The organism is Natronorubrum amylolyticum, assembly GCF_052040145.1.
In the GTDB taxonomy this organism is placed as follows: domain Archaea; phylum Halobacteriota; class Halobacteria; order Halobacteriales; family Natrialbaceae; genus Natronorubrum.
Window position 1 is genome coordinate 867,360 of sequence record NZ_JBPPFW010000002.1, and the last position, 23,700, is coordinate 891,059.

General features: G+C 65.6%; 17 protein-coding genes. 5 read left to right on the forward strand and 12 right to left on the reverse strand.

Features of this window, described 5'->3' with window-relative positions; genetic code table 11:
- Window positions 1-61: 61 nt before the first annotated feature.
- From ACSFDB_RS10480 to ACSFDB_RS10490, 3 genes are all read right to left on the reverse strand, one after another.
- Window positions 62-655, reverse strand: a complete 594-nt coding sequence (locus tag ACSFDB_RS10480; RefSeq protein WP_440770933.1) for a hypothetical protein — start codon at window positions 653-655, stop codon at window positions 62-64.
- Window positions 656-747: 92 nt separating this feature from the next.
- A complete protein-coding gene (locus ACSFDB_RS10485; protein ID WP_440770934.1) occupies window positions 748-1,491 on the reverse strand; it encodes an SDR family oxidoreductase in 744 nt (247 codons plus the stop codon).
- A gap of 61 nt (window positions 1,492-1,552) precedes the next feature.
- Complete coding sequence (locus tag ACSFDB_RS10490) at window positions 1,553-3,085, reverse strand: carboxypeptidase M32 (protein ID WP_440770935.1); 1,533 nt, start codon at window positions 3,083-3,085, stop codon at window positions 1,553-1,555.
- 265 nt (window positions 3,086-3,350) lie between these two features.
- Here ACSFDB_RS10490 and ACSFDB_RS10495 point away from each other — a divergent pair, with 265 nt between their 5' ends.
- Entirely contained in the window at window positions 3,351-3,707 is a 357-nt protein-coding gene (locus tag ACSFDB_RS10495) for a hypothetical protein (RefSeq protein WP_440770936.1), read from the forward strand.
- A gap of 110 nt (window positions 3,708-3,817) precedes the next feature.
- Here ACSFDB_RS10495 and ACSFDB_RS10500 read toward each other — a convergent pair whose 3' ends face one another.
- Window positions 3,818-4,957, reverse strand: coding sequence for a M20 family metallopeptidase (locus ACSFDB_RS10500; protein ID WP_440770937.1), 1,140 nt, complete (start codon window positions 4,955-4,957; stop codon window positions 3,818-3,820).
- Window positions 4,958-5,092: 135 nt separating this feature from the next.
- On the opposite strand from ACSFDB_RS10500, the gene ACSFDB_RS10505 reads away from it, so the two are divergent.
- The gene (locus tag ACSFDB_RS10505; protein WP_440770938.1) at window positions 5,093-7,882 is read left to right on the forward strand and encodes an efflux RND transporter permease subunit; all 2,790 of its coding nucleotides are present in this window, start codon (window positions 5,093-5,095) and stop codon (window positions 7,880-7,882) included.
- Window positions 7,883-7,984: 102 nt separating this feature from the next.
- Window positions 7,985-11,311, forward strand: a complete 3,327-nt coding sequence (locus tag ACSFDB_RS10510) for an ATP-binding protein (protein WP_440770939.1) — start codon at window positions 7,985-7,987, stop codon at window positions 11,309-11,311.
- Here ACSFDB_RS10510 and ACSFDB_RS10515 read toward each other — a convergent pair.
- Together ACSFDB_RS10515 and ACSFDB_RS10520 are read right to left on the reverse strand one after the other, a co-directional pair.
- Window positions 11,258-12,373 carry a PAS domain-containing sensor histidine kinase gene (locus ACSFDB_RS10515; protein ID WP_440770940.1) on the reverse strand — a complete coding sequence of 372 codons (1,116 nt, stop codon included), beginning with the start codon at window positions 12,371-12,373 and terminating at the stop codon, window positions 11,258-11,260. The two genes, ACSFDB_RS10510 and ACSFDB_RS10515, sit on opposite strands and share 54 nt — an antisense overlap.
- Before the next feature lie 87 nt (window positions 12,374-12,460).
- A complete protein-coding gene (locus ACSFDB_RS10520; RefSeq protein WP_440770941.1) occupies window positions 12,461-14,098 on the reverse strand; it encodes a protoglobin domain-containing protein in 1,638 nt (545 codons plus the stop codon).
- Window positions 14,099-14,300: 202 nt separating this feature from the next.
- Between ACSFDB_RS10520 and ACSFDB_RS10525 the strand changes: the two genes are divergently transcribed.
- Window positions 14,301-16,184, forward strand: a complete 1,884-nt coding sequence (locus ACSFDB_RS10525) for a PINc/VapC family ATPase (protein ID WP_440770942.1) — start codon at window positions 14,301-14,303, stop codon at window positions 16,182-16,184.
- A gap of 320 nt (window positions 16,185-16,504) precedes the next feature.
- Here ACSFDB_RS10525 and ACSFDB_RS10530 read toward each other — a convergent pair whose 3' ends face one another.
- Window positions 16,505-17,686 carry an outer membrane protein assembly factor BamB family protein gene (locus ACSFDB_RS10530; protein ID WP_440770943.1) on the reverse strand — a complete coding sequence of 394 codons (1,182 nt, stop codon included), beginning with the start codon at window positions 17,684-17,686 and terminating at the stop codon, window positions 16,505-16,507.
- 32 nt (window positions 17,687-17,718) lie between these two features.
- Window positions 17,719-18,759 carry a M48 family metalloprotease gene (locus ACSFDB_RS10535; protein WP_440770944.1) on the reverse strand — a complete coding sequence of 347 codons (1,041 nt, stop codon included), beginning with the start codon at window positions 18,757-18,759 and terminating at the stop codon, window positions 17,719-17,721.
- Between the two features lie 315 nt (window positions 18,760-19,074).
- Between ACSFDB_RS10535 and ACSFDB_RS10540 the strand changes: the two genes are divergently transcribed.
- Window positions 19,075-19,968 (forward strand): NAD+ synthase, encoded by an 894-nt coding sequence (locus tag ACSFDB_RS10540; RefSeq protein ID WP_440770945.1) that lies wholly within the window; start codon window positions 19,075-19,077, stop codon window positions 19,966-19,968.
- Between the two features lie 118 nt (window positions 19,969-20,086).
- Here ACSFDB_RS10540 and ACSFDB_RS10545 read toward each other — a convergent pair whose 3' ends face one another.
- The 4 genes from ACSFDB_RS10545 to ACSFDB_RS10560 all read right to left on the reverse strand — a co-directional run bounded on the left by ACSFDB_RS10545 (window position 20,087) and on the right by ACSFDB_RS10560 (window position 23,668).
- Window positions 20,087-20,491: a hypothetical protein gene (locus tag ACSFDB_RS10545; protein ID WP_440770946.1), complete on the reverse strand. Its 405-nt coding sequence runs from the start codon at window positions 20,489-20,491 to the stop codon at window positions 20,087-20,089.
- Window positions 20,492-20,539: 48 nt separating this feature from the next.
- The gene (locus ACSFDB_RS10550; protein WP_090311042.1) at window positions 20,540-20,833 is read right to left on the reverse strand and encodes a winged helix-turn-helix transcriptional regulator; all 294 of its coding nucleotides are present in this window, start codon (window positions 20,831-20,833) and stop codon (window positions 20,540-20,542) included.
- Window positions 20,834-21,139: 306 nt separating this feature from the next.
- Window positions 21,140-22,315, reverse strand: coding sequence for a DUF5305 domain-containing protein (locus ACSFDB_RS10555; protein WP_440770947.1), 1,176 nt, complete (start codon window positions 22,313-22,315; stop codon window positions 21,140-21,142).
- Window positions 22,316-22,498: 183 nt separating this feature from the next.
- Window positions 22,499-23,668, reverse strand: coding sequence for a signal peptidase I (locus ACSFDB_RS10560; RefSeq protein ID WP_440770948.1), 1,170 nt, complete (start codon window positions 23,666-23,668; stop codon window positions 22,499-22,501).
- Window positions 23,669-23,700: the final 32 nt, after the last annotated feature.

Genomic DNA, 23,700 nt, shown 5'->3' on the forward strand with positions numbered 1-23,700 from the left:
GCGACTCCTCCCGCGGTGAGCGGCAGCTATCCGCTGCGGAAAAGAGGTTCGCCGTCGACGATCACGGCTCGTCCGGCTCGAAATCGTCGGTATCGGTGTCCTCGATATCGACGTCGTTGGTCGAGTGATCGAGGCCGATCGATTCGTCGTCCGGATCGGCGTCCGTCTCGCCCACTGACTCCTCCTCGATGTCGATCTCGGTCTCATTTGCCGCCCCCTCTTCGATGTCGAACTCGTCGGTGTGGAGTTCCTCGCCGCCGACGCCGACGCTGCCGTCCTGAATCTCGATAACGACCCCGTCGTGGTCCGCGCGGCGACCGATCAACCGGTTGGTCGTCGATTCGATCTCCTGGTTGACCGACCAGACGAATCGGAGGACCGACTCGAGTTCGGTCCCCACCTCTCGCACGCCGCGCTCGGGCGAGAGTTCGCCGATACTCTGGGCCCCTTCGGGGTGGAGATACTGGATGGGGTGATCGTTCGGCACCTCGTGTAAGTCAACGTCGAACGACCAGAGGTAGGGCAACAGCTGGATGGCGTACCCTTTCGGTTTCGGTACCTTTCGGCCGGCGGCCGTCATGGCCACGCCGATGGCTGACGAGCCCGAATCGGTGTCGTAGTAGACGCCGGGAACGCCCGGAATGGAAACGCGCATACGCAAAATATGGCGTCGATTACGGGTCAATCTGCACCCGGCACGTGCCGGCTGCGTTTTAAACGCGCTCGCGGTTCCGAGCGAAGGCCGCGTTAGAAGCCGTCGGCGAACTTGTCCCGGCGATTGACGTCGATTTCGCTGACGCTCGAGCCCGCCCGACTTGCGGCGAACAGAATCGCTTCGGCGACCTCCTCGGGTTCGCTGGCCTCGCCCTCGTCGAAGTGTTCTTCGAAGGTCGTCCCGTCGGCGGCTTCGAACTCCGAGCGGACCTCCGCGGGGTTGATAATCGAGACACCGACGTCATCGTCGCCGACCTGCGCAGCGACGCTCTTGGCGAAGCCGCGGGTCCACCACTTCGTGGCGGCGTAGACGGGATTGAACGATCGGGGGTACTGCCCCGCGAAACTCCCGACGAAGACGAGGTGGCCGTCCGTCTCGCGGACGTGTGGAATCGCGGCCCGCGTCGCGTAGAAGAGGCCGTCGACGTTCGTCTCCTGCATCGTCTCGTAATCGTCGGTCGACATTGATTCGACATCGCTCCCTCGAGAGAGCCCCGCGTTGTTCACCAGCACGTCGATCCCGCCGAAAGCGTCGACGGTCTCCTCGATCAGGTGGTCGACCGCGTCCTCCTCGCGGACGTTCGTTGGGACGACCAGCGTCTCGACGTCGTGTTCGGTCTCGAGGTCGTCGGCGAGGCTCGCCAGTTCGTCCTCGCTGCGGGCCGCGAGAACCACGTTCGCTCCCTCGGCCGCGAACGCGCGACAGGTCGCCGCACCGATGCCCGAACTCGCGCCGGTGACGATGGCGGTGTTGCCCTCGAGTGACGTGTCGATCATGTACGGAGGAGACGGCCACCGAGTCCTAAAAAACGCGGGTTGCGGAACTCCGGTCCCGCGTTTAGTACTCCTCGAGGTCGTACAGCTCGCCGTATTTCGATTTCACGTACTCGAGGAAGTACTCGGCCGTGTACTCCTCGCCGGTCGCGCGCTCGATCAACTCGGGCGTGGTGAACTGCTTGCCGTGTTGGTGGACGTTCTCGCGGAGCCAGCCGTTGAGTTCGCCGAACTCACCCGCTCGAATATCGTCGTCGAGGTTGCCAAGGTCGTCCTCGGCGGCGTCGTAGAGCTGGGCCGCCAGCACCGACCCCAGCGAGTACGTCGAGAAGTAGCCGAAGGAGCCGTGGGACCAGTGGATGTCCTGCAGGCAGCCTTCGGCGTCGGTCTCGGGGCGGACGCCGAGGTACTCCTCGTACTTGTCGTTCCAGACCTCGGGCACGTCTTCGACCGCGAGGTCGCCCGAGATCAGGTCGCGTTCGATCTCGAACCGGATGACGATGTGGAGATGGTAGGTGAGTTCGTCCGCTTCGACCCGGATGAGGTTGTCGTCGTGGACCTGGTTTGCGGCCTCGTAGGCCGCTTCGGGGGAGACGTCCTCGAGGCTCGGGAAGCGCTCGCGGGCGATCGGGAGGAAATGCTCCCAGAAGGGCCGGGAGCGGCCGACGTGGTTCTCCCAGAGCCGGGACTGGGACTCGTGAACCGAGAGGTCCCGCGCTTCGCCAAGCGGCGTGCCGTAGCCCTCGTCGGGCAGTCCGAGGGTGTAGTTCGCGTGGCCGAATTCGTGGATCGTCGACGTGATCGAACCCAGCAGGTCGTCCTCCTCGAAGCGGGTCGTCACGCGGGCGTCGAACTGCGTGCCCGAGGAGAACGGATGCGGTGCTGTGTCCAGCCGGCCGCGACCCCAGTCGTACCCCAGCGAGTCGAGGACGTCGCGTGCGAGGGCCTCCTGATCGTCGTCCTCGAACGTGCCCGCGAAGGCGTCCGTCTCGATGTCCGCATCACTTTCGTCGATCGCGTCGATCAGCGGCACGAGTTCGTCGCGTAGCTTCTCGAGGACGCGCTCCGCCGTCTCGAGGTCGAGGTACGGCTCGTAGTCCGAGAAGAGCACCTCGTATGGATCGGCGTCGGGATCGATGTGCTCGGCGTACTCTCGCTTGAGTTCGACCAGTTTCTCGAGCGTGGGCGCGAACTGCTCGAAGTCGTCCTCGTCCTTAGCCTGTTTCCACGTCGGGTGGGCGGTGGCCGTCGTCTCGGAGATTTCCTCGACGAGCTCCTGGGGAACGCTGGTCTCGCGGTCGTAGCGCCGGCGGACCTCGCGGACGACGGCCGCCTGCTCATCGGACAGATCGGCGGACTCGAGTTCCGCGAGCAACTCGCCCGTTTCGTCGTCGGTCAGGAGTTCGTGACCGATCGAGGAGAGCGCCGAGAGCTGCTGCGCTCGGGCTGGGGTCCCCTCCTCGGGCATCACGACTTCCTGGTCCCACTGCAGGATGCCGGCCGCGTTCGATACGTTCGAAATCCGCCGCACGCGCTGCTCGAACTCCTCGTAGGTGTCGCTCGTAGCCGCCTCGCTCTGAGCCTGATCGGTCGCCATTGGCGTTTCGTATGCGCGGGCATAGTATCAACGTCGTGGTTCCGGTGGTCTCGTCGCTGGCGGGGCGTCCGTCGGTCTCGCCGAAGCGAGTCTCCGCCGGCGGTCTCGAGTCGATACCCGAAAAATCTCGCGTTCGGAGACAGTCCGAAGACCCGTAACGTGGCTCTTTCAAGGGGTCTCCGGCCCGGAATCGCACGCCCATGATAGCGGTGTGGAACTCGCAAGCAGTGAGCTATTCGGGCTATCTGACGTGTATCACAATGAGATGGTAGTCGCATCAGCAATCGTCTTCCTCGCCAGCCTGTTGATCGGAGCACTGGGTATCTACGTCGGCGCGCGCGTCATCGTGGGCGCCGGCGACTACGACCACGCGATCGTCACCGCGCTAATCGGGGCGGTGATATGGGCCGTCGTCGGCTTCTTCGTGGGATGGATCCCACTGCTCGGACCGTTGCTGGCCCTGCTCGCGTACATCGCGGTGATCAACTTCCGGTACCCCGGCGACTGGACCGCAGCGGCGATGATCGGACTGCTCGCCTGGGTAACCGTGTTGGTCGTGCTGTACGCGCTCGCCGCACTCGGCATCACCGGCTTCGAGGCCGTCGGTGTCCCAGGAGTATAGACGTCCTTTTTACGTCGAAAAACCGCCATCACGGGATCCGCCCGTACCGGCGGTGAACTGCTCGCTTTGCGAGCAGATGCGTGACGTAGTACCCGCCCTTTTATCGACTGTCACTCGAGCCACGACGCCGCCACCCGACGATACGTCTCCTGACACCGCTCGAGCACCTCGATCGAGACACTTTCGGCTTTCGTGTGGGCCTCGCCGGGCTCTGAGGCGCCGTAGATCACGCACTCCGTACCGGCTTCGGCGAGCCACCCCGCGTCGGTCGCGTGGGGTTTCGTCACCAGTTCGGGCGACCCCACCTGCGCTTCGGCGGCGGCCTCGAGCACCCGCTCAGCGAATTCCTCGTCGTCACACCGCATCGGCGGTAGGTCCTGATCGACGGTCCACTCCACGCCCTCGATTGACTCGACGCGCTCGAGAGCCGCTCGCTCGCCCGGCACCGTTCGCTCGTCGACCGTCAGAGCGCAGCGCTCGGGGATCACGTTCATCGCCGTCCCGCCGTCGATTTCGGTGACGACGAGACTCCCCTCGAGGGTTTCGCCCGCGACGTCGACGGCGGGTGCCTCGAGGCCCCGAACGATATCGACGGCGTCGGTCGCGCGGTAGATGGCGTTCTCGCCGGCGTCGACCTCGCTGGCGTGGGCCGCGGTGCCGCGAGCGGTGATCGTGCTCCCGCGGCGGCCCTTGTGGGCGACGACGACGTCGGTGACGCCCGATTTGGAGTAGTTCGTCGAACCCTCGCCGACGATGGCGTAGTCCGGTGCGAACCCCCGCTCGATGGCGTGGCGCGCGCCGACGCCACCGACCTCTTCGCCGACGAAACTGGCGAAGACGAGCGCGTCCGCGGCCGAATCGTCGCCGCCGCCGACGTCGTCGACGTCCGAGAGCGCGAGTCCGGCGTCGCGAAACGCGAGCATCGCGGCCGCGACGGCGCCTTTCATGTCCGCCGCACCGCGACCGTACAGTCGACCGTCTCGCTGCTCGACGACGTACGCGCCGTCCTCGTCCACCTGCGACGCCGCGGGCGCGACGACGTCGTGGTGGCCGACGAGCGCCAGCGTTTCTCCGTCGGCGTGTGCTTCCCCACTGGTTCCCGTTCTGGCGATCACGTTACCGACTTCGTCTCGTCGCACGTCAGCGTCGGTTTCGGCTCGGAGCCACTCCTCGATGTAGTCGCCCGCGGCCGTCTCGTCCTTGTGGCTCGGGATCGAGACGAGATCGCGGGTCAACTCGACAACGTCCATACGTCCCTCTCGTCGCTCGGCAAGTTGATTGCACTGGTCGTATCGTCGTCAGTTCCGGATAGTAACACGTATGGACGGATTGTCCCTAGGTGCCAGTCATGAACGCAGCCGAGACGACGCGAGGGGCGACCTGACGTGTCGGTCGCCGATCGATTCGTTCGAGCGGTTACCCAGCAGGGGCGGCTCGTCATCGCCCTCGCGCTGGTGGTGACGCTGGTGATGGGAGCGGGTGTTGGCTCGCTCGAGCAGACCTCCTCACTCGATCAGTTCGAGACCGACAGCGAGGCCGCCGAGAAACTCGAGTACATCCAGGACAACTACGGCGAGGACGACGACACGACGACGGTGCAGGTAGTCGTCCGCGGGGAGAACGTTCTCGACCGGGAGTCGCTGCTCGCGACGCTCGAGTTACAACAGGAGTTCCAGGAGGACGATCGGATCGAGCCGACGCTGACTGACGAGCCGTTCACCGACGTCGCCTCCATCGTCGCGATGACCGCGATGCAAGGGGAGGGGGCGGCGGATGGACAGCAGGACGCCGGTGCATCGGAGGGCGAGGATGCTGAGGGCGGTAACGGCGCCGAAGACAGCGAGGACGATGATGGCGCTGAAGGCGACGACGCCGAGGACAGTGGCGAAGTCGAAGGCGACGAACCCGCAACCGGCACGGCACAGATGGAAGGCGAAGCGGGGCCGTCGCTCGAGGACCAGATCGAACAACTCGAGTCGATGAGCGACGAGGAGGTCGAGGACGTCGTCGCCGCCGTGCTGGGCGAGGACGCGGACCGACAGGTGCTGGCATTCCTGCCGACGGACTACGAGCAGGGATCGACCCAAGCCGACGCCCGGATGCTGTTCGTGACCCAGCACAGCGAGGGCCAGGGCGGGATGGAGGGCGAAGCGGCCGACCACGTCGTCGACTCGCAGCTGGCGATGGCCGAGCTGGTGGACGACCGCTTCGGTGACGGCGGCTTCGTCTTCGGTGCGGGGATCATCACCGACGAGATCGATCGCTCGCTGACGGACAGTTTGATCATCGTGGTCCCGATGGCGTTGCTGTTCGTCTCGGCCGTGCTGGCCGTCGCCTACCGCGACCTGCTCGATATCGTGCTCGGACTGGGCGGCGTCGCGCTGGTGCTCGTCTGGACCTTCGGCTTTCTCGGCTGGGCCGGAATCGACTTCAACCAGCTGATGATCGCGGTGCCGGTGTTGCTCGTCGGGTTGAGCGTCGATTACGCGATACACCTGTTTATGCGGCATAGAGAGGCTCGCGAAGCGAGGCGCAACGCGCCTCGGAGCGGCGAGCGGGGAGCGGAGCGACCCGCGAGCGAAGACGCCACCGAGTCGACCAGATCCGCCATGGTCCTGGTCGTCGCGGGCCTCGGCGTCGCGTTCGTCTGGGTGACGGCGACGGCCGTCATCGGCTTCCTCTCGAATCTGGTCAGCCCGATCGGGCCGATCCGCGAGTTCGGGGTCGCCAGCGCGTTCGGCATCGTCTCGGCGCTCGTCGTCTTCGGGGCCGTCGTCCCCGCGGCGAAGGTCGAACTCGACGCCGTCCTCGAGGCCCGCGGTTACGACCGCCGCAAACGGGCCTTCGGCACCGGCGGCGGCCGACTCAGCGGCGCGCTCGCCGGCGGCCACCGCGCGGCTAAACGGATGCCGTGGGCGGTCGTCGCGGTCGCCGTTTTGCTGACGCTGGGCGGGGCCTACGGAGCAGCGCAGATCGACACCACGTTCGATCAGGAGGACTTCATCGCGGACGATCCGGCCGATTGGGCGAAGTCGCTGCCCGGGCCGTTCGCCGCCGGCGACTACAGCGTCAAGGAGAACATGGGCTACGTCAACGAGCACTTCCTCCGGCAGGATACCCAGGCCCAACTGCTCGTCGAGGGCGATATTACGGACGATCGAACGCTCGAGCGAACCGACGAGATGCAGGCGTCGGCCGCCGAGACGGACGTCGCCGTCGTCCTCCCCAACGGCGAGGCCCACGTCAGAAGCCCGCTGACGGCGATGGAGTCCGTCGCCGCGGAGAACGAGTCGTTCGCCGCGACGTACGACGCGGCCGACACGACCGGCGACGGCGTCCCCGACCAGAACCTCGAGGCGGTGTACGACGAATTCTTCGAGGTCGCTCCGGAGCAAGCCCGGGACGTGATCCACCGAACGGGCGGTGCGGGAGCCGACGGCGGCGAGTACCAGTCGCTCCGCGTCGTCGTCTCGACGCAGGGCGACGCCGCCCCCGGCGACGTAAACGACCAGCTGACCGGCGTGGCGTCGGCGGCCGACGGTGACGGGCTGCAGGTCACCGCAACGGGCCAGATCATCGTCTTCCACCTCATCGAGCAGGAGCTGTTCGAGACGGTCATCCAGAGCATGCTCGTCGCGCTGGTCGCCGTCGTAGCGTTCCTGATGGTCGCCTACCGATGGACGCACGGAAGCGCCCTGCTCGGCTTGCTCACCATCGCTCCGATCGTCTTCGGCGTCGCGTGGATCCTCGGCACCATGTACCTGCTCGGGGTGCCGTTCAACGTGATGACAGGGACGATCACGAGCCTGACGATCGGGCTCGGCGTCGCGTACAACATCCACATGACCGAACGCTACCTGCTCGAGCGAAAGCGGGGCGACGACCCGTTCGACGCGCTCTATCGCAGCGTCACCGGCACCGGCGGTGCGCTCTTCGGCAGCGCGGCCACGACGGTCGGCGGCTTCGGCGTCCTCGTCTTCGCCATCCTCCCGCCGCTCCAGCAGTTCGGCCTGATCACCGGACTGACGATCATCTACGCGTTCCTGGGTAGCGTCTTCGTCCTCCCGAGCATGCTCGTGCTCTGGACGAACTACGTGGGCGGCGACGTGGCTACCGACGCGCCGACCCCATCGGCCGACGCGAGCAGCGCAGACGCCGGCGGCGACGGCGAGTAACGGCGCTTCTCGTCACCGTCGAAACGGGGAGCCTCGGGCGACGGTCTCGATCGACCAGTTCTGCCAATAGGTCTTATATGATGGAGCAGTTACGAGTACGCAATGGACGAGCGTGACCTCGAGACCCCCATTTTACTCGCTCTCCGCGAACGAGAGGCAAACGGCGGCTCCGTCTTCGAGGCCTCGATTCGAACGATCGCGGCCGCGGTGGATCTCGAGGACACGCTCGCTGACCGACTCCGTCTCGCGTCGACGCTGTCGGCGCTCGAGTCGGACGGCCTCGTGACGAGTCGGGACGGCGAGCCCCGCAGCGACGAATCAACTGACGATGCTGTCGAAGCGCCTGCTCGGTCCGGCGAAACTGCCGATGGGACCGGTTCTAACGGCGACAGGGCGAACGAAACGAGCTACCGACTGACCGCTGCGGGCCGCGAGCGGGCCGACGATCGGTACGCTCGACTCGAGTCCGAACGGGTCGTCGTGGTCACCGACGACGACCGCCGCGAACTGCCGCTCGGCGCGGTTCCCGACGCGTACGATATCCCACTCTCGAGGGCGCTCGCTGCCCGAACGCCCGACGGTACGATCTCGCTCGAGTCCGCCCTCGAGCCGGCGTTCGTTGGCCGCGACTCCGAACGCGATCGGCTCACGACACTGCTCGAGGGCGCTCGCGACGGACAGTCGTCGGTCGCGCTCATCGCGGGCGAGCCGGGCATCGGCAAGACGGCGCTGATCGAACGGCTCTGTGCGGACGCGAGCGATCTGGGCTTCGAGACGGCGATCGGTCGTTGTCGGCGCGACGGCGGCGGTCCCTACCACCCGTTCCGCGACGCGTTCGACGACCGAGCGGACGCGGAGCCGCTCCCGTTCGTCGACTCGCCCTCGCCGCCGGTCCGCGACGACACCACCTACGACGCCCGACTCGAAGCGGTCTACGATCGAACGGCGGCCTGGCTCGAAGACCGTGCGGCCGACCGGCCGCTCGTGCTCGCAATCGACGATCTCCAGTGGGCCGATACGGCGACGGTCGAGTTGCTCACGCACCTCGTCGAGACAATCGACGAGGCACCCCTCGCTGTAATCTGTACCGCCCGACCGACGGGACCCGAGACCGACGGCCAGCTCACGTGGATCTCCGAGACCGTCGGTCGCGAGGAGTCGACCGTCCGATTGGAACTGGGACCGCTCGACCGCGAGCCGATCACCGAACTCGTCGAACGACACGTCGGCGACCGCGGCGTTCCCCCCGCGTTCGTCGACGCGATCGCCGAGGAGACGGGCGGCAACCCGCTCTTCGTCGTCGAAACCGTCGAACACATGCTCGAGGCGGGACGGATCGACCCGACCCACGACTACTACCCCGAACACCCCGACGAGATCGCCGTCGCCGACGTCGTCCAGACGACGATCGGCGCCCGACTCGAGCGCCTTGACCCGGCGACCCGGGCGGTGCTCGAGACCGGCGCCGTCGTCGGCGACGTCGTCCCGCGTTCCCTGTTGCAGACGGCGACCCGTCACGCCCCGTCGACCTGTCGGGAGCACGTCGATCGGCTGGTCGAGTCGGGACTCTGGCGGCGGACGGACGACGCGACGGTTCGGTTCGAAAGCGACGTCATCCGGTCGGTCGTCCGTGACGCGATCGACGAGGAGCACGCCAGCCGACTCCACCGGCGAATCGCAGATGCGATGGCCGAAGACGACCGTCGGGAGACCGACGCCACGATCGCCCACCACTACGACCGCGCCGACGAACCCGATCTCGCGCTCGAACACTGGATTGCCGCCGCGGATCACGCGACGACGCTCTACGCGCTCGAGGACGCCGTCGCGTGGTACGAGCGAGCCCTTCGACTCGCCCGCGAGCGCGGCCACGAGGAGACGATCCTCGCGGTGCTCGAATCCCTCGGCGACGTCCACTACACGCGCGGCGAGTACGAGACAGCGGACAAGCAGTTCCGCTACGTTCGCGACCGAACGACCGATCCAGACCGAATCCGTCGCACCTATCGCTATCAGGCTCGGGTTCGGTTCGAACGGAGCGAGTACGAGGCGACCGAACGGTACGCGACGGCGGGCCTCGACGTCGGCGGCGACGACGTGACGCGCGAAGTCTGCTGGCTGCACGACTATCGCGCGGGGGCGGACATGAAACGCGGCCACATCGAGGCGGCACTCGAGGGCTTTCGGACCCAGCGAGAGTTGGCGGCACGAATCGACGACGACCTCCTGCTCGGTCGCGCACACCAGAACATCGGGATCTGTTACATGCGACAGGGCGACGCCGACCGCGCAATCGGCCAGTTCGATCGGGGGGTTTCGCTGCTCGAGCGCGCCGGCGACGACCGCGAACTCGCTCGGTGTCTGAACGATTTCGGGATCGCCTACCTCCGCGACGACCGACTCCGGCGCGCGACGGAGACGTTCGAGCGCTGTCGCGATCTGGCCGCGAAAACCGGTAGCTCGCGGGTGAAGGTGCTCGCACTGAACAACCTGGCGATGGTCACCGTGACGCGGGCCCGGTGGGAGGAGGCCCGTCCCGTCCTCGAGGAGGTATTCGAGATCGCGACGCGAGTCGGCAACGACGAGATCGAAGCGATCACCCACGCGAAACTGGCGCTCGTCGAGCGAGCGACCGGCGATCTCGAAACGGCGACCGACACGCTCGAGCGGGGGCTGGAGATGCTTCGTGAGACCGAGAGCACCTATCACCGCGCTAAGTACCGAATCGTCCTCGGAACGATCTCCCTCCAGCGCGGCGCGTTCGACCGGGCGGCCGAGCGGATCGACTCCGGTCTCGAGTTGGCGATCGACCGCGAGTTCACGAAGCTACACGCCAAGGGGTTGCTGGCACGGGGCGTGCTCGAACGCGAACGCGGGGCCCTCGAGGCGGCGATCGAGGACCAGCGGGCGGGACTCGATCTCGCGACCGGACTCGGCAGCGACAGCGACGTCGCAACCCACCGGACGGAACTCGCCGCGACGCTGGCTCGGACCGACGGCGACGACGCCGAACGAGCACTCGAGCAGAGTCGGCGTGCGATCGACGGCGTTCCCGAGGGGTATCGACTGGTCGACGTAACCGCCCGTATCGTCCACGCCGGAGTGCTTCGTCGAAGCGGCGACACCGAAGCGGCTCGAGAGCTGCTCGAAGCGGCGCTCGAAGACGCAACGGGGATGTCGAACGAAGCGACGCTGCGCTGTCTGTTGGAACTCGCCTCGTGCGACCGAGTCAGCGGTGACGAACGACTGCGCCGCGAGCGACTGGAAGTGGGATACGAACTCGCCGGAGAAATCGGCGCGACGCTGTACGCCGATCGGTTCGCGGATCGTCTCGCGGACCGGCCAGCCGACGCGGCTCCCGAGGAAACGCTCAGCTCACTCCGCCGGCGTCCTGAGCGTGACGGTAAAGCGGGCACCGCCGATCGGTGAGTCGTCGATCGCAAGGTTGCCGCCGTAGCTACTCGCGATTCTGGCGGCGAGATACGTTCCCAATCCGGTGCCGCCCGCCTCGCCGTCGGTCTCCCCGCGCTCGAGGATCGAATCCCGCCGATTCGGGGGAACGCCTCGTCCGTCGTCGTCGACGTGGATGCGGACCGTCGACTCGTGCGTTATGGTCGTGAGTCGGATCTCCGAGGCGTCGGCGTGGATCAGCGCGTTCTCGAGCAGGTTAGCAAAGAGCTCTTTGAGCAGGGCACCGCCCAGGATGGCGACGTTCGCGTCCGCATCGATGCGAACGTCGACGTCCTGTCTGTCCGCCAGATCCGCATGCCGGGCGACGCTCTCCTCGAGGACGGGCCGGAGATCGATCGGGGTGATCGATTCCTCCTCCTCGAGACGGTTGAGCGTTCGGACGTTCTCGACGAGAGTCATCGACTCCTCGACGCCCTCGCGAGCGTAGCTGCAGTACTGGCGTTCCTCCTCGGTGAGGTCCGTAGCCGACTCCGCGAGCAGTTCCAGATAGCCGTAGGTGACCGTGAGCTTGTTCCCCAGATCGTGGCGCAACAGCGAGTGGAGAAAGGCGGCGCGCTCCTCGGCTTCCATCCGTTCGCTGATGTCGGTGGCGACGCAGACGACGCCCTCGATGACGCCGTCGTCGTCGCGAAGGATCGACGCCGACAGACTCGTCGGAATCTCCTCGCCCTCGGCGGTCACCAGCGCGGTCTCGTACTCGGTGATCCGATCCTCGCGCATCAGCGTCTCGACGAACTCGCCGGTGCTGACGGTCGACGACGCGGACGGACCGCGCGAGCCGTCCGCGAGCACGTGGTCGATCGGCTTTCCGACGAGGACGTCCCGCTCGTAGCCGAGCACGTCCGTCGCAGCCGCGTTCGCCATCCGAATGCGGCCGTCGGGGCCGAGTTTCACCAGCACGTCGACCATCGTGTCCATCACGTTCTCGAGATCCGCCGTTCGCCGGCGAACGCGCTCCTCGAGTTCCGCTCGGGAGAGGATCGTGAGTTCGTCACTGCCGTCGAGGCCGGGGCCGTCCATCACCGATGCAATCGAGGGCCCATTAGTTAAGTATCGTGGCAGTTCGTCGACTCACGTCGACAGTCGATACGAGGGCCGGCTCCAGCGTCACTCGAGCCGTTCGTACACCGGTTCCCGGTCCTCGCCGCCTCCCTCGGTGAGCCTCGAGACCGTCTCACCGACGTTGCGGAGGCTGGCGGTCTGTTCCTGGCTCGCCGCAGCGGCCGACTCCGCGGCGGTGGCAACCCGATCGGCCGTTCCCGCGATCTCCTCGACGGTCGTCGCCGTCGTTTCGACGTTACGCGCCTGTTGATCGGTCGCCGCTGCGACGTCCTCCATCCGCACAGCCGTCGTCTCCGCCGACTCGTGGATCTCCTCGAGCGAGGCCATCGTTTCGCGGACCCGATCCGTGCCGTCGTCGACCCGATCGACGGTTTCCTCGGTCGTCTCGACCGTCTCGAGCGCGTCGTCGCGAACGGCCTCGACGGCGGTTTCGATCGCCGCGAGGTCGCGTTTCGTCCGCTCGGCGAAGGATTCGACCTCGTCGGCGATGACGCCCATCGTTCGCGAACCGGTCTCTTGTCCGTTCGACCGGGCGGCCTCGATCTTCGCGTTCTTCGCCAGCACGGTCGTTCGCTCGGCGAGCGCGTCGAGTCGGTCGACGACCGCGTCGATCTCCCGGGTTCGCTCCTCGAGATCGGTGACGGCGCGTGAGACGGCCGTCGTCGCGTCCTCGATGGCCTCGAGTTCCGCCAGCGCGTCGTCGGCGGCCTCGACCCCCTCGGCGGCGAGTCGCTCGGTCCGATCGCTCTCTTGGCGAACCTCGTCGGTGACGCTCGCGACTTCCTCGACCGCGGCGCTCAGTTCGCCGAGTTCGGTCGCGGCCCGGTTCGTCTTCGCCGCCTGTGTCGCGGTGTGGCTGCTGATCGTCTCCGCACGGGTCGCGATCGCCTCGCTCGCCTCGTGCAACTCCTCGATCGGCTGCTGGATGTCGGCTTCCACCTCGGCGGCGAGTCGCTCGCGGCGCTCGATCGACTCCTCGAGGCGCCGCGCGTAGGAGTCGACGTACGTCTCGGTGGCGATCTGCATGTCGAGATTGATGAGTCGCAACAGCGCGAGCACGTCCATCATGCCGTCGTCGACGGCTGCTCTGACGGTCTCCTCGAACGACTCCTCGAGTCCTGTCTCTCCGCCGTCGTCACCGAATCCGAGGGCCGAGACGAGCCCGCCGAGTCCGCCGTCGTCCTGTTGTTCCTCAGCCCACGCCTCGATCGCGTCGACCACCTGCTGCTGGACGCGCTCGTCGAGTCGCTCGAGGAGTAACTCGTAGTAGACGCCGTACTGGCCCACGTACTGTTTCAACGGCATGTCGAGCAGTTCGTGGAGCTTTCCGATCCGTGCGCGATTCGCGAAGAACTGCCGATCGTAGTTGCCCGTCGCGAGCGAGACGAGATACGCCCGTTGGGTTTGCTTGAGGGCATCGACGCCCTTCGGCGAGCGGTCGACGATCGCTCGCGTCTCGTCGTACTGCAACACGTTGTCGTAGAAGTCGTCCGCGATCTGGTGTTGGTTCTCCCGTAACAGCGACTCGAGGTCGCTCAGCCGTCGCTCGTCTTCCGCGTCGAAGCCGATGTACGCCTTTCGCCAGGCGATCTCCTCGTCGTCCAGCCCGATGCGGTCGACGAGATCGTCGGCGTCGAGAAAGCCGTTGAGTCCGCCCTGCCCGAACGATTGCTCCGGATTCATTACGTGAACGTGTTCGGTCCGAGAGTGAAGGGACAACGCGTCTTCCCATCGGCTGGGAAGACAGTACGGATTCTCGATAGACGGGGCCGCGGTCAGCCGACCGGGCCGATTCGTCGCGGATCGCGATCCGTGGCAACTCCCCACAGCCACGCCCGCTCCGGCGGTGGAACACCCTTATACGTGTCCGTCGACCAGTTGTCGTATGCACGTCGTGCCGGATACGAGCGTGGTCATCGACGGCCGCGTCTCGGCGACGATCGAAGACGGGCAGTTCGAGGGAGCGACGATTTCGGTGCCGGAAGCCGTCGTCGCGGAACTCGAGGCGCAGGCGAACGACGGGATCGACAGCGGCTGGGACGGCCTGGAGGAACTCCAGCGCCTCGCTGATCTCGCCGACGAGGGCGTCATCGACCTCGAGTACATCGGCGAGCGGCCCAACGCCATCGAGCGCGGCCACGCCTCCGAAGGCGAGATTGACGCGCTGATCCGCGATCTGGCCGAGGATCTCGACGCAACCTTCCTCACCAGCGACATCGTTCAGGCCGAAGTCGCCGAAGCCAAGGGGCTCACGGTCGAGCACGTCTCGCCCGAGGTTCGCGAGGTCGGCACGCTCAGCGTCGAGAACTACTTCGACGATCAGACGATGAGCGTCCACCTCAGGGCGGGGGCCGTGCCGAAGGCCAAGCGGGGTACGATCGGCGAGATGCGCTACGAGCCGATCGCCGACGAACCGCTCGACGAGGAGACGATGGACGAGTACGCCCGCGAGATCGTCGACGGCGCCAAGGAAGCGCCCGAGGGCTTCATCGAACTCTCGGAACCGGGCATGCAGATCGTCCAGTTCCGCGATTACCGGATCGCCATCGGCCGACCCCCCTTCTCGGACGGCATCGAGATCACGGCCGTCCGTCCGATCGCTCAAACCGACATCGACGACTACGAGCACGCCGACGAGTTGAAAGAGCGGCTGCTCGAGCACCAGCGCGGGGTCCTGATTTCGGGCGCCCCCGGTGCCGGGAAGTCGACGTTCGCGCAGGCGGTCGCCCGCTACATCTCGGACAACGACTACTCGGTCAAGACGATGGAGAAACCGCGGGACCTGCAGGTCGGCCCCGAGATCACGCAGTACACCGAACTGGCGGGCGACATGGCCAACACGGCCGACGCTCTCCTGATGGTCCGACCGGACTACACGATCTACGACGAGGTCCGCAAGACCAACGACTTCGAGGTCTTCGCGGACATGCGACTGGCCGGCGTCGGCATGATCGGCGTCGTCCACGCGACGCGAGCGATCGACGCGCTCCAGCGACTCGTCGGCCGGGTCGAACTCGGGATGATTCCCCAGGTCGTCGACACCGTCGTCTACATCGAAGCCGGTGAGGTTCATACCGTCTACGACGTCAAAACGGAGGTCAAGGTGCCCGCCGGACTCACGGAGGAAGACCTCGCCCGGCCGGTCATCCAGATCACGAACTTCCGGACCGGCGAGCCAGAGTACGAGATCTACACCTTCAACCGGCAGGTCGTCACCGTTCCGCTCAAAGACGAAGACGGCGGTCCCGCGAACGAGTCCGGCGTCGACCGAATTGCCAAACAGGAGATCGAACGGGAGATCCGCTCGATCGCGCGGGGCTACGTCGACGTCGAACTCAAGAGCCAGGACAAAGCCGTCGTCTACGTCGAAGACGACGACATCTCGAGCGTCATCGGCAAAGGTGGCGGTCGAATCACCGACGTCGAGAACCGCCTAGGCATCGACATCGACGTTCGAACCCACGACGAAAACCCCAACTACGGGGCCGGCGGCGGTGGCGGCAGCGCCAGCGCAGACGGCGGCTCCGGACGGAGCGGGGGACAGGCGGCGGGGCAGATGGTCACGCCCGAGATTACCTCGAGACATATCGTCATCCCCGTCGACGGCAACCACGGCGAAACCGTCGAGGTCCAGGCCGGCGGCGACTACCTGTTCACCGCGACGGTCAGTCGCGGCGGGGAGATTCAGGTGTCTCGCGGAAGTGCGATCGCCGACGAGTTAGAGCAGGCGGTCGACCGGAAGGAGCCGGTGACTGTGGTGCCGTCGTAGGCGAACCGCGAACGAACGAAGTGAGTGAGCGGCCTTTTTTAGCGTAGATTTTTTGTCGGAGTGGTTCGCGAACGGAGTGAGCGAAACCCGACGAGAAAAAAGGTACGTGTGCGAGATTCAGGTGTCTCGAGGAAGTGCGATCGCCGACGAGTTAGAGCAGACGGTCGATCGGAAGGAGTCGGTGACGGTCGTCCCCTCATAGCGTCCGTTCCCGTGAGCGATGCGAGGTGGCTCGCCGCCCCGAAACGCAAACGCTGGAACTGAGAGCAAGTGCATGCAGTCTTTTTCGGCGCGGATTTCTTCGTAACTCCTCTGTGGGCTCAAACGAGCGTATATCGACTCCCGGGCGTCTTCCGATAGCCGTAGACGGTTTCGTCGACGACAACGACCAGTCGATCGCCGACGAGCAGGAGGGTTCCCAGACAGCCGCGGCCGTCGGTCGGTGACGCTCCCCACCATCCATCGCCGTCGCTCGTCACCGCGACCAGCCCACAGCCGTCCGTATCGGGCCCCGATCCCCATCCATAGATCCCGTCACTGTCGGCGACCGGCGTCCCACGGAACGAGTACTCGTCGTACTGCCAGACGACGTTGCCGGCCGAGACATCGATCGCCTCGAGCGTGCCGTCCGAATACTGATAACACCGCTCGGTCTCCGAGACGGTGACCGGTGTGGCGCCCTCGGTCGACCCCTCGAGCGGAAGCGCGAATCGCCGGTCGCCATCGGCTGCGATCGCCCACAGTTCGTCGTCGACGCCCAGCAACGCATCCGAACCGACCGTCTCGAGCCAGTGGGTATCGGCGGGCAGCGACCGGCTCGTCTCGACGGTGCCGTCGTCGTCGATACCGTACAGCGTCGGGGCCTCCAGCTCGTGGTCGGCATCCGTCTCGCCGTCGGTAGGGTCCCCAGTACTGAGCAGCCACAATCGGTCGCCCGCGAGCGCGATGTCGACGACTGCGTCCGCGGCGAGTGCCTCATCCTCGAGCGCGAAACGTTCGGTACCGTCGTCCGCATCGAAGCAGACCACCCCGGTCTCGTGGCGGCCAACGAGCGTGTCGCCGGCGGCGTGCAGCGAGAGCGGCGAACCTTCCCAGTCGGCCGTCCAGCGCGGTGTCGACTCGTCGGCGTCGTCCGCCGGCGCCTCGAGTGTCGTCACGCCGCCGTCCTCGAGCGCAAGATAGACGCGACCGTCAGCGACGGCGGGATCGCCGACGTACTGCCGGTCGGCGCTCTGACTCCAGTGCTGGTCGCCGGTTTCGTGATAGGCGGTGACGCGAGCGTCGTCAACGTCGACGAAGCCGACACCGGTATCGTCGCTCTGGATCGTCCGGCCGCTGCGGTTGCGAATCCTGTAGCACGAGTCGCCGTCAGCGAGCCATGTCTCGTCGGACGAGCCGCTCATCGGGGCGCCACCGAACTCGAACTGCCAGTCGAGTTCGCCGCCACCGGACTGGTAGCCACAGCCAGCGATCCCGACTGTGAGCCCCGTTCCAGCCGCCACAAGCAGTTGTCGTCTACCAAATCGATCACCAGTCATCTGCCCTCCCGTTCCAGTTCGCGGAGTCGCTCGATCCGCTCCGCTGTCGGCGGATGGGTTTCGGGGAAGATGTCCGTGCTGACGAGTTCGTTCGAGCCGAAATCGCGACTCTCGAGCGGCGCGAGGTAGAGTGCTTCCGCCCCGCCGTCGAGTTTTCGAAGGTCCCGATCTGGCACGTTGGGCATCGCCTCGTCGATGTTCTCGAGCGCGCTCGCGAGCGCCGCGGGCGAGCCAGTAATCGTCGCGGCGGCCTCGTCCGCCGCGTACTCCCGCTGTCGGGAGAGGACGCGATAGAACAGCACGCTCGCGGCCCAGAACATCGCCGAGACGGTCAGCGTCACGACGGCCGTGACGGTGATGACGACGACGGCGACCAAGAGTGCGCGACCGCCGCTGTCGCCGCTTCCGCCGCTCGAGCCACCGCCGAATCCACTACCGAGCAGCCGATAAAAACCGTAGAGCACGTAGAAGGCGACGATCGCGAGGTAGTACGTGATCGTCGGCAACAGCCATGCGACGGTCATCAAGTTCGCGTCCCGGTTCTTCAGGTGGGCGAGTTCGTGGGCGAGGACGGCTTCGAGTTCGTCGTTCTCGAGTTGTTCGAGGAGCGCGGTCGTCACGACGACGCGTTCGTGACCGCCGCCGGCGACGGCGAACGCGTTGGGGGCCTCGCTTCGGATCACGGCGACGTCGGGTTTCGCGAGATCGATCTGCGATGACAGACGCGTGACCGTAGCGTGGAGGTCGGGATACTCGCTCGCGTCGACATCGCGCGCGTCGAGCGATCCGAGGACCGTTCGCGGGCCGAACCAGTACTGGACGACGAGACCGCCGAGAACGACGACGGTGAGGACCAGCGGATCGACGTAGAACTCGCCGTGATACGGCCGCTCGTTGGCCCACTCGAGGAGCGCGATGCCGACCGTGTTCGCGAGAAAGACGAACGTGTAGACGAACGCGAACGGCAGACAGACGATCAGGCCGAGCGCGACGAGCATTCGGAGTCGAAGGGACCGATCTGCGAGAGGGGAGTTCATGTCAGTAGGGAGTTGTAACCGTCTTCGGAATCAAACTGTTCGAATATAATTGTATCTATCCGGTACTGAACGGCGGTCGGCACGTCGTGGAACGCGGGGAAAATGGCTGCTGAAGGCGCTGAGTGCGGCAGTATCGACGATCCAGATACTGCGGTACTCGTTCGCACTCATTAATGGTAGATACTAGCACGAAACATCCCGTGTGCTGGCCGACTGTCGTCCAATCTGGACCACAACTACTAGCTGTTTAAGGAGTAAGCATTTATACGAGACGAATGTTGAATAGAGCGTAACACAACATGGTGTTTGACCTCTATGGGAGCAGATAGGAAGACAGTCGTCTACTCGGACGTTGGACAGCCGGACAGATCGTTCATTACGGACAGACCGGGACTCGAGACCGTGCGCTCGCGGATCGTGAGCGACATTCGGTCGACCGTCGAGGACGCGAGCGCCGAGGGCGTCGTCGTCGCGATGAGCGGCGGGATCGATTCGACCGTCACGGCGGCGCTGGCCGTCGAAGCGCTCGGCAGTGATCGCGTCCTCGGACTCGGCCTCCCCTGCCACAAGGCCGAACAGACGGGCGTCAGCGAGGCCCGGACCATCGCAGAGGGGCTGGGGATCGAGTTCGAGGAGATCCAGCTGCGCCCAATCCTCGAGGCGTTCGAGGGGACGGTCGTGGAGTCGCTCGAGCCCGCCGCTACCGAGGACGACGACCGCCCAGACGAACGCACCCACGCGACCGGTAACGTCATCGCACGCCTGCGGATGATCTGTGCGTACTACGCGGCGAACCGCCAGCGTCGACTCGTTCTCGGAACGGCGAACCGCTCCGAGTGGTTGCTCGGCTACTTCACCAAGTACGGCGACGGTGCGGCCGACACGTATCCGATCGGCGACCTCTACAAGACGGAGGTGCGCGCGCTCGCCAAACGGATCGGGGTCCCGAAACGCATCGTCAGCAAGGAGCCGACGGCGGGGTTCTGGGCGGACCAGACCGACGCCGACGAACTCGGCGCCTCCTACGACGTCATCGATCCGCTCCTCCAGCGCCTCGTCGACCTGGACGAACCGATCAGTGACGCCGCGGACGCACTCGGTATCGATCGCGAGACGGCCCGCTCGATCGCGTGGCTGTGTGCCGAAACGCAGCACAAACGGGCTACCCCACCGACGCCGGGGATGGTCGGCCGAACCGACGGGCCCTGACTGCCAGTCTGTACTCACTCCCAGATACGTCGCCTGAGGCAGTTACTGTCCTGTTTTCCGGTAGAGAGCTGTCACGTGTGACGCCAATACCGAGCTGTCACGCGCGACCGCCAGCGCATCAGAGACCGCTGTACACCTCCGTGTTGCGCCACCAGAACAGCCCCCACGAGAGCATGAATCCGGCCGCCATCGCGATGATGTCTTGGACGATACGCGGGAGACCGAGATCGACGATCGGGACGAGGACGATCGCCGATCCGATCGCGGCCCCCGTGACGACGAACACCAGATCGCCCGCGATGTGTTCTCGCGTCTGCTCCCAGTACTCCTGTCGCTCCTCGTCGTACCAGATCCCGATGTAGATCAACACCGGCGCCATCGAGGTGATCACGGTGATCACCTGATACTCGTCGGGTAGCCCCGCCGGTCCGAGAACGGCAATGTTGAGCGTGTTGGCGACGATCGCCATCGTGAACAGACCGATTAGCAGCCATCCCCACCGCGGGAGCCTCTCCTTGTCCATGCAGGGGGACGGTTACGCCGTTAAAATAATCCTCCTGTTTGTCGTCCGCTATTCGGCACAGCAGGCGTCTTTTTTCGGTGACTCGTCGACGCCGTTGCCGTCGGCCGCGACAGGCTCTTCGATTCGGTAGAGACTCTGACGTGCGTCAGCAAAGTAGATATCCTCGTCGACGATCCCGATCTCCTCGAGTCGCTCGAGTGCGTATCGGACCGTTCGAGCCGACAGCATCGACTCCTCGACAATTTGTTTCTGGGTCAACGGCCCATCGTACTCGAGCACCTTGAAAACGAGTTTGGCACTCGGTGGCAAATCTTCGATGTCCTCCCCGTCGGTCTCTGCCATACTACGAATCGAAAGCACCCAGCAGCATAAAAGTTGAGCCTTACGAGCCGCAACTATCGTGAAAGATTACGATATAGTACGGCCAGTAAAGTAGGCTGTTGTGGTTCGTAGCTACCGAAATAGCGATTTGACCGGATAGTCAGGTTCTGGCGAAGCTTGCGGGAGTCGCGAGCGACTGTGCGTCTCGTTGTCAATTACTTGGCGATCGCCGGCGTACTCCGTGCAACTCGGGGACCGTGAATCATCGGTGGCCGTGTCGTGATCGGTTTCGCGTTCGAACAGTGTGCAGCTGGGTTGCCACCGCTCTCACAGCTTCTGCCAGACGTCCTCGTCGTCGTCGAACCCGTCGTCGGGATCGGCGAACTCCTCGTTGCCCTCGAGCCCCATCTCGTCGGCCGAGAGCGCCGGCTCGCCGTCGGCGACCGCCGGCTGTTCCTCCAGGTTCATCTCCGGCCAGGCGGTCTCCTCCCAGAGCCCGCGTTCGCTGTAGTAGTAGACGACGCCGTCGTTGACGACGGCGAACAGACCGCGCTGCGTGTCGTGAACGACGCGCTCGTTCGTATCGATCGCGACGTCGACGACGTCCTCTAAGGTGTCGAGCGAGACGTGATAGTCGCCGATCCACATCGGAATCGAACCGCGCGAGATCCACTCGGCGTAGCGCCGTTCGTGAACCGCGCGCCGGGCGGCGTCCTCGTCGATCGGCGACCGGCGGGCAACGAACGCACCGGCCGCGAGCGAGAGCGTCCCGAGCAGCGAGAGTCCCGCGATAGCCGCAAGACTCCGTGACTCGCTCGTCTCTACCGTTCCCGTCTGGTGGGTGTGCGTGTCGGACGCGGACACCGACTCCTCGAGCCAATAGGCGGTGTCGGTCACACGAAACGTCGTCGACTCGCGCTGGGTCCCCTGATTGGTTCCAGTGTCGTACTCGACGTGGAGAACGAACGCCATCTCAACGTCGCCGACGCCGCTCAGTTCACTTTCGAGTTCCTGCTGGCGATCGCGGTAGGACTCGACGTCGACCGTCGTTTCGGACGTTGCGACGCCGTCCTCGAGCGCCGGCGAGCCGTCGAGCACGGTGTGGCTCTCGTTCCAGAACGACTGATCGTTTCGGGTCGCCTCGTAGCGCACCTCGAGTTCGTGGGTTACCTCACCGTCGTCGATCGGCGTCCCGTCGCTCGCGTTTTGCAGTTCGGTCCCGGCCTCGAGCGTCAGTTCGGGCGAGGCGTTCAGCATGTAGACTTCGCTGTTCTCGAGTCGATCGCCCTCGTTCCAGAGCGTCCCGTCCTGAACGACGACGGCGCTCGTCTGCAACTCGCTCGAGATGCGCTCTTCACCGTACTGGGTCTCGGTCGTCGTCGACGGGTTCGCGACGGCCCAACCGCTCGCGACGAGCGCGAGCGCGCCGATCACGACCAGCGCGATCACGATCAGACGGCCGTATTCAGCGAGCAGCAGTTCGAGACGCGGATTGTCGATCACAGTTCAAATTCCCCCGGAGCCAGTCCCGCTGGCGTCCGTTCCCCGCAGTGTCCGGTTCGAGCCGTTACCGGACCGGTCGAGAGACACGTATGCGTACATTCATGCGAGGGAACCATTATAACGATACTGGCTGACGACGGCGGTTATTTTAAGCTATCGGCCAGTTACCAGTGTGAGCGCCTCTCACAGCCACTCCCGGAGTTTTCGCTGGAGCCGAGTCGACAGCGAAACGTGCGATCCCGCGGCTCGAACGCGCAGGTCGTTGTAGCCGAAAATCGCGAGGACGATCGCGACGGTCCCACCGACGATGACGCCGTTCACCGCAGCGATCGCCACGAGCGGGTGCAGCCCGTGGAGCCAGACGATCACGGACGGCGGGAGTACGGCGAGATACCGATACTCGCCGAGATGTCGCGTGTACTCGCCGGTCTCTTGGGGCGCGGTGAGCGAGACCGTCGTCTCTCCGCTCGAGCGTATCCCAACCGTCTGGGACCCGGGATCCGCCGCGATATTTCGACTTGCGGCGTCGTGGACGGCCACGATCGGGAAATAGCCCGCGTTGTCGACGGTCCGCGTGAGTTCCGCCGTTTCTCCGGGGGCGAGTACCTGCGGATCGTCGGTCGGCGACTCCGTGCTCACGAGTTCGTACTCGGCGGTGCCGGCGGGAACGACCATCGCCGCGGTCGCGAACGTGACGAAGACGAGCAAAATCAGCCCCAACGCCGTCCAGAACGCGATGACGTTCTCTCGAGAGCGCGAGCGGTGCGTCTCGCGTCTTCCCGGCCCGAGTCGCTCGAGGAGCGTCCCGAAGCCGAGTAGGGCGACGCCGACGGCGACCAGCATCGCGCCGAGTCCCTCTGAGTCGGCCGTCGCCGTCAACCCGAAGACCGACGCGACCGTTCCGTAAGCCGACTCCGCGACGCCCTGGACGCCCATGATCGCCGTCCCGAGGTACGGAAGCGTCACGGCCTCGCCGTTGACTTGCCACGCCGTGGCGACGATCTGGCCGTCCGTGACGTGCGGCTCGCCGCCGTCCTGATCAGTGAAGGGGTTAGCGTCCCCTCTGGTGACGTAGCCCTCGTCGGTCTCGCCGACCACCCGGTGGGTCGTCAGCTCGCCGTCGTGTAACTCTCGGGCTTCGAAGACGACGATGTCTCCCTCCTCGACGTCGCCGGTTGCGACGCTCGGGATCGCGACGAAGCCGTCGCCGGCGTTCATCGCCGGTTCCATGCTGCCGGTCGCGACGTAGCCGAGCAGGATCGGCTGTCCTAGTAACTGTCCGACCAGCAGGAGGACGATGCAGACGGCGACGGCCAGCCCGAGCCCTTGTTTGAGCAGTGTGGCCGACGTCATCGTGTTTGTTCGGAGACTGTCATTCTGTGCCG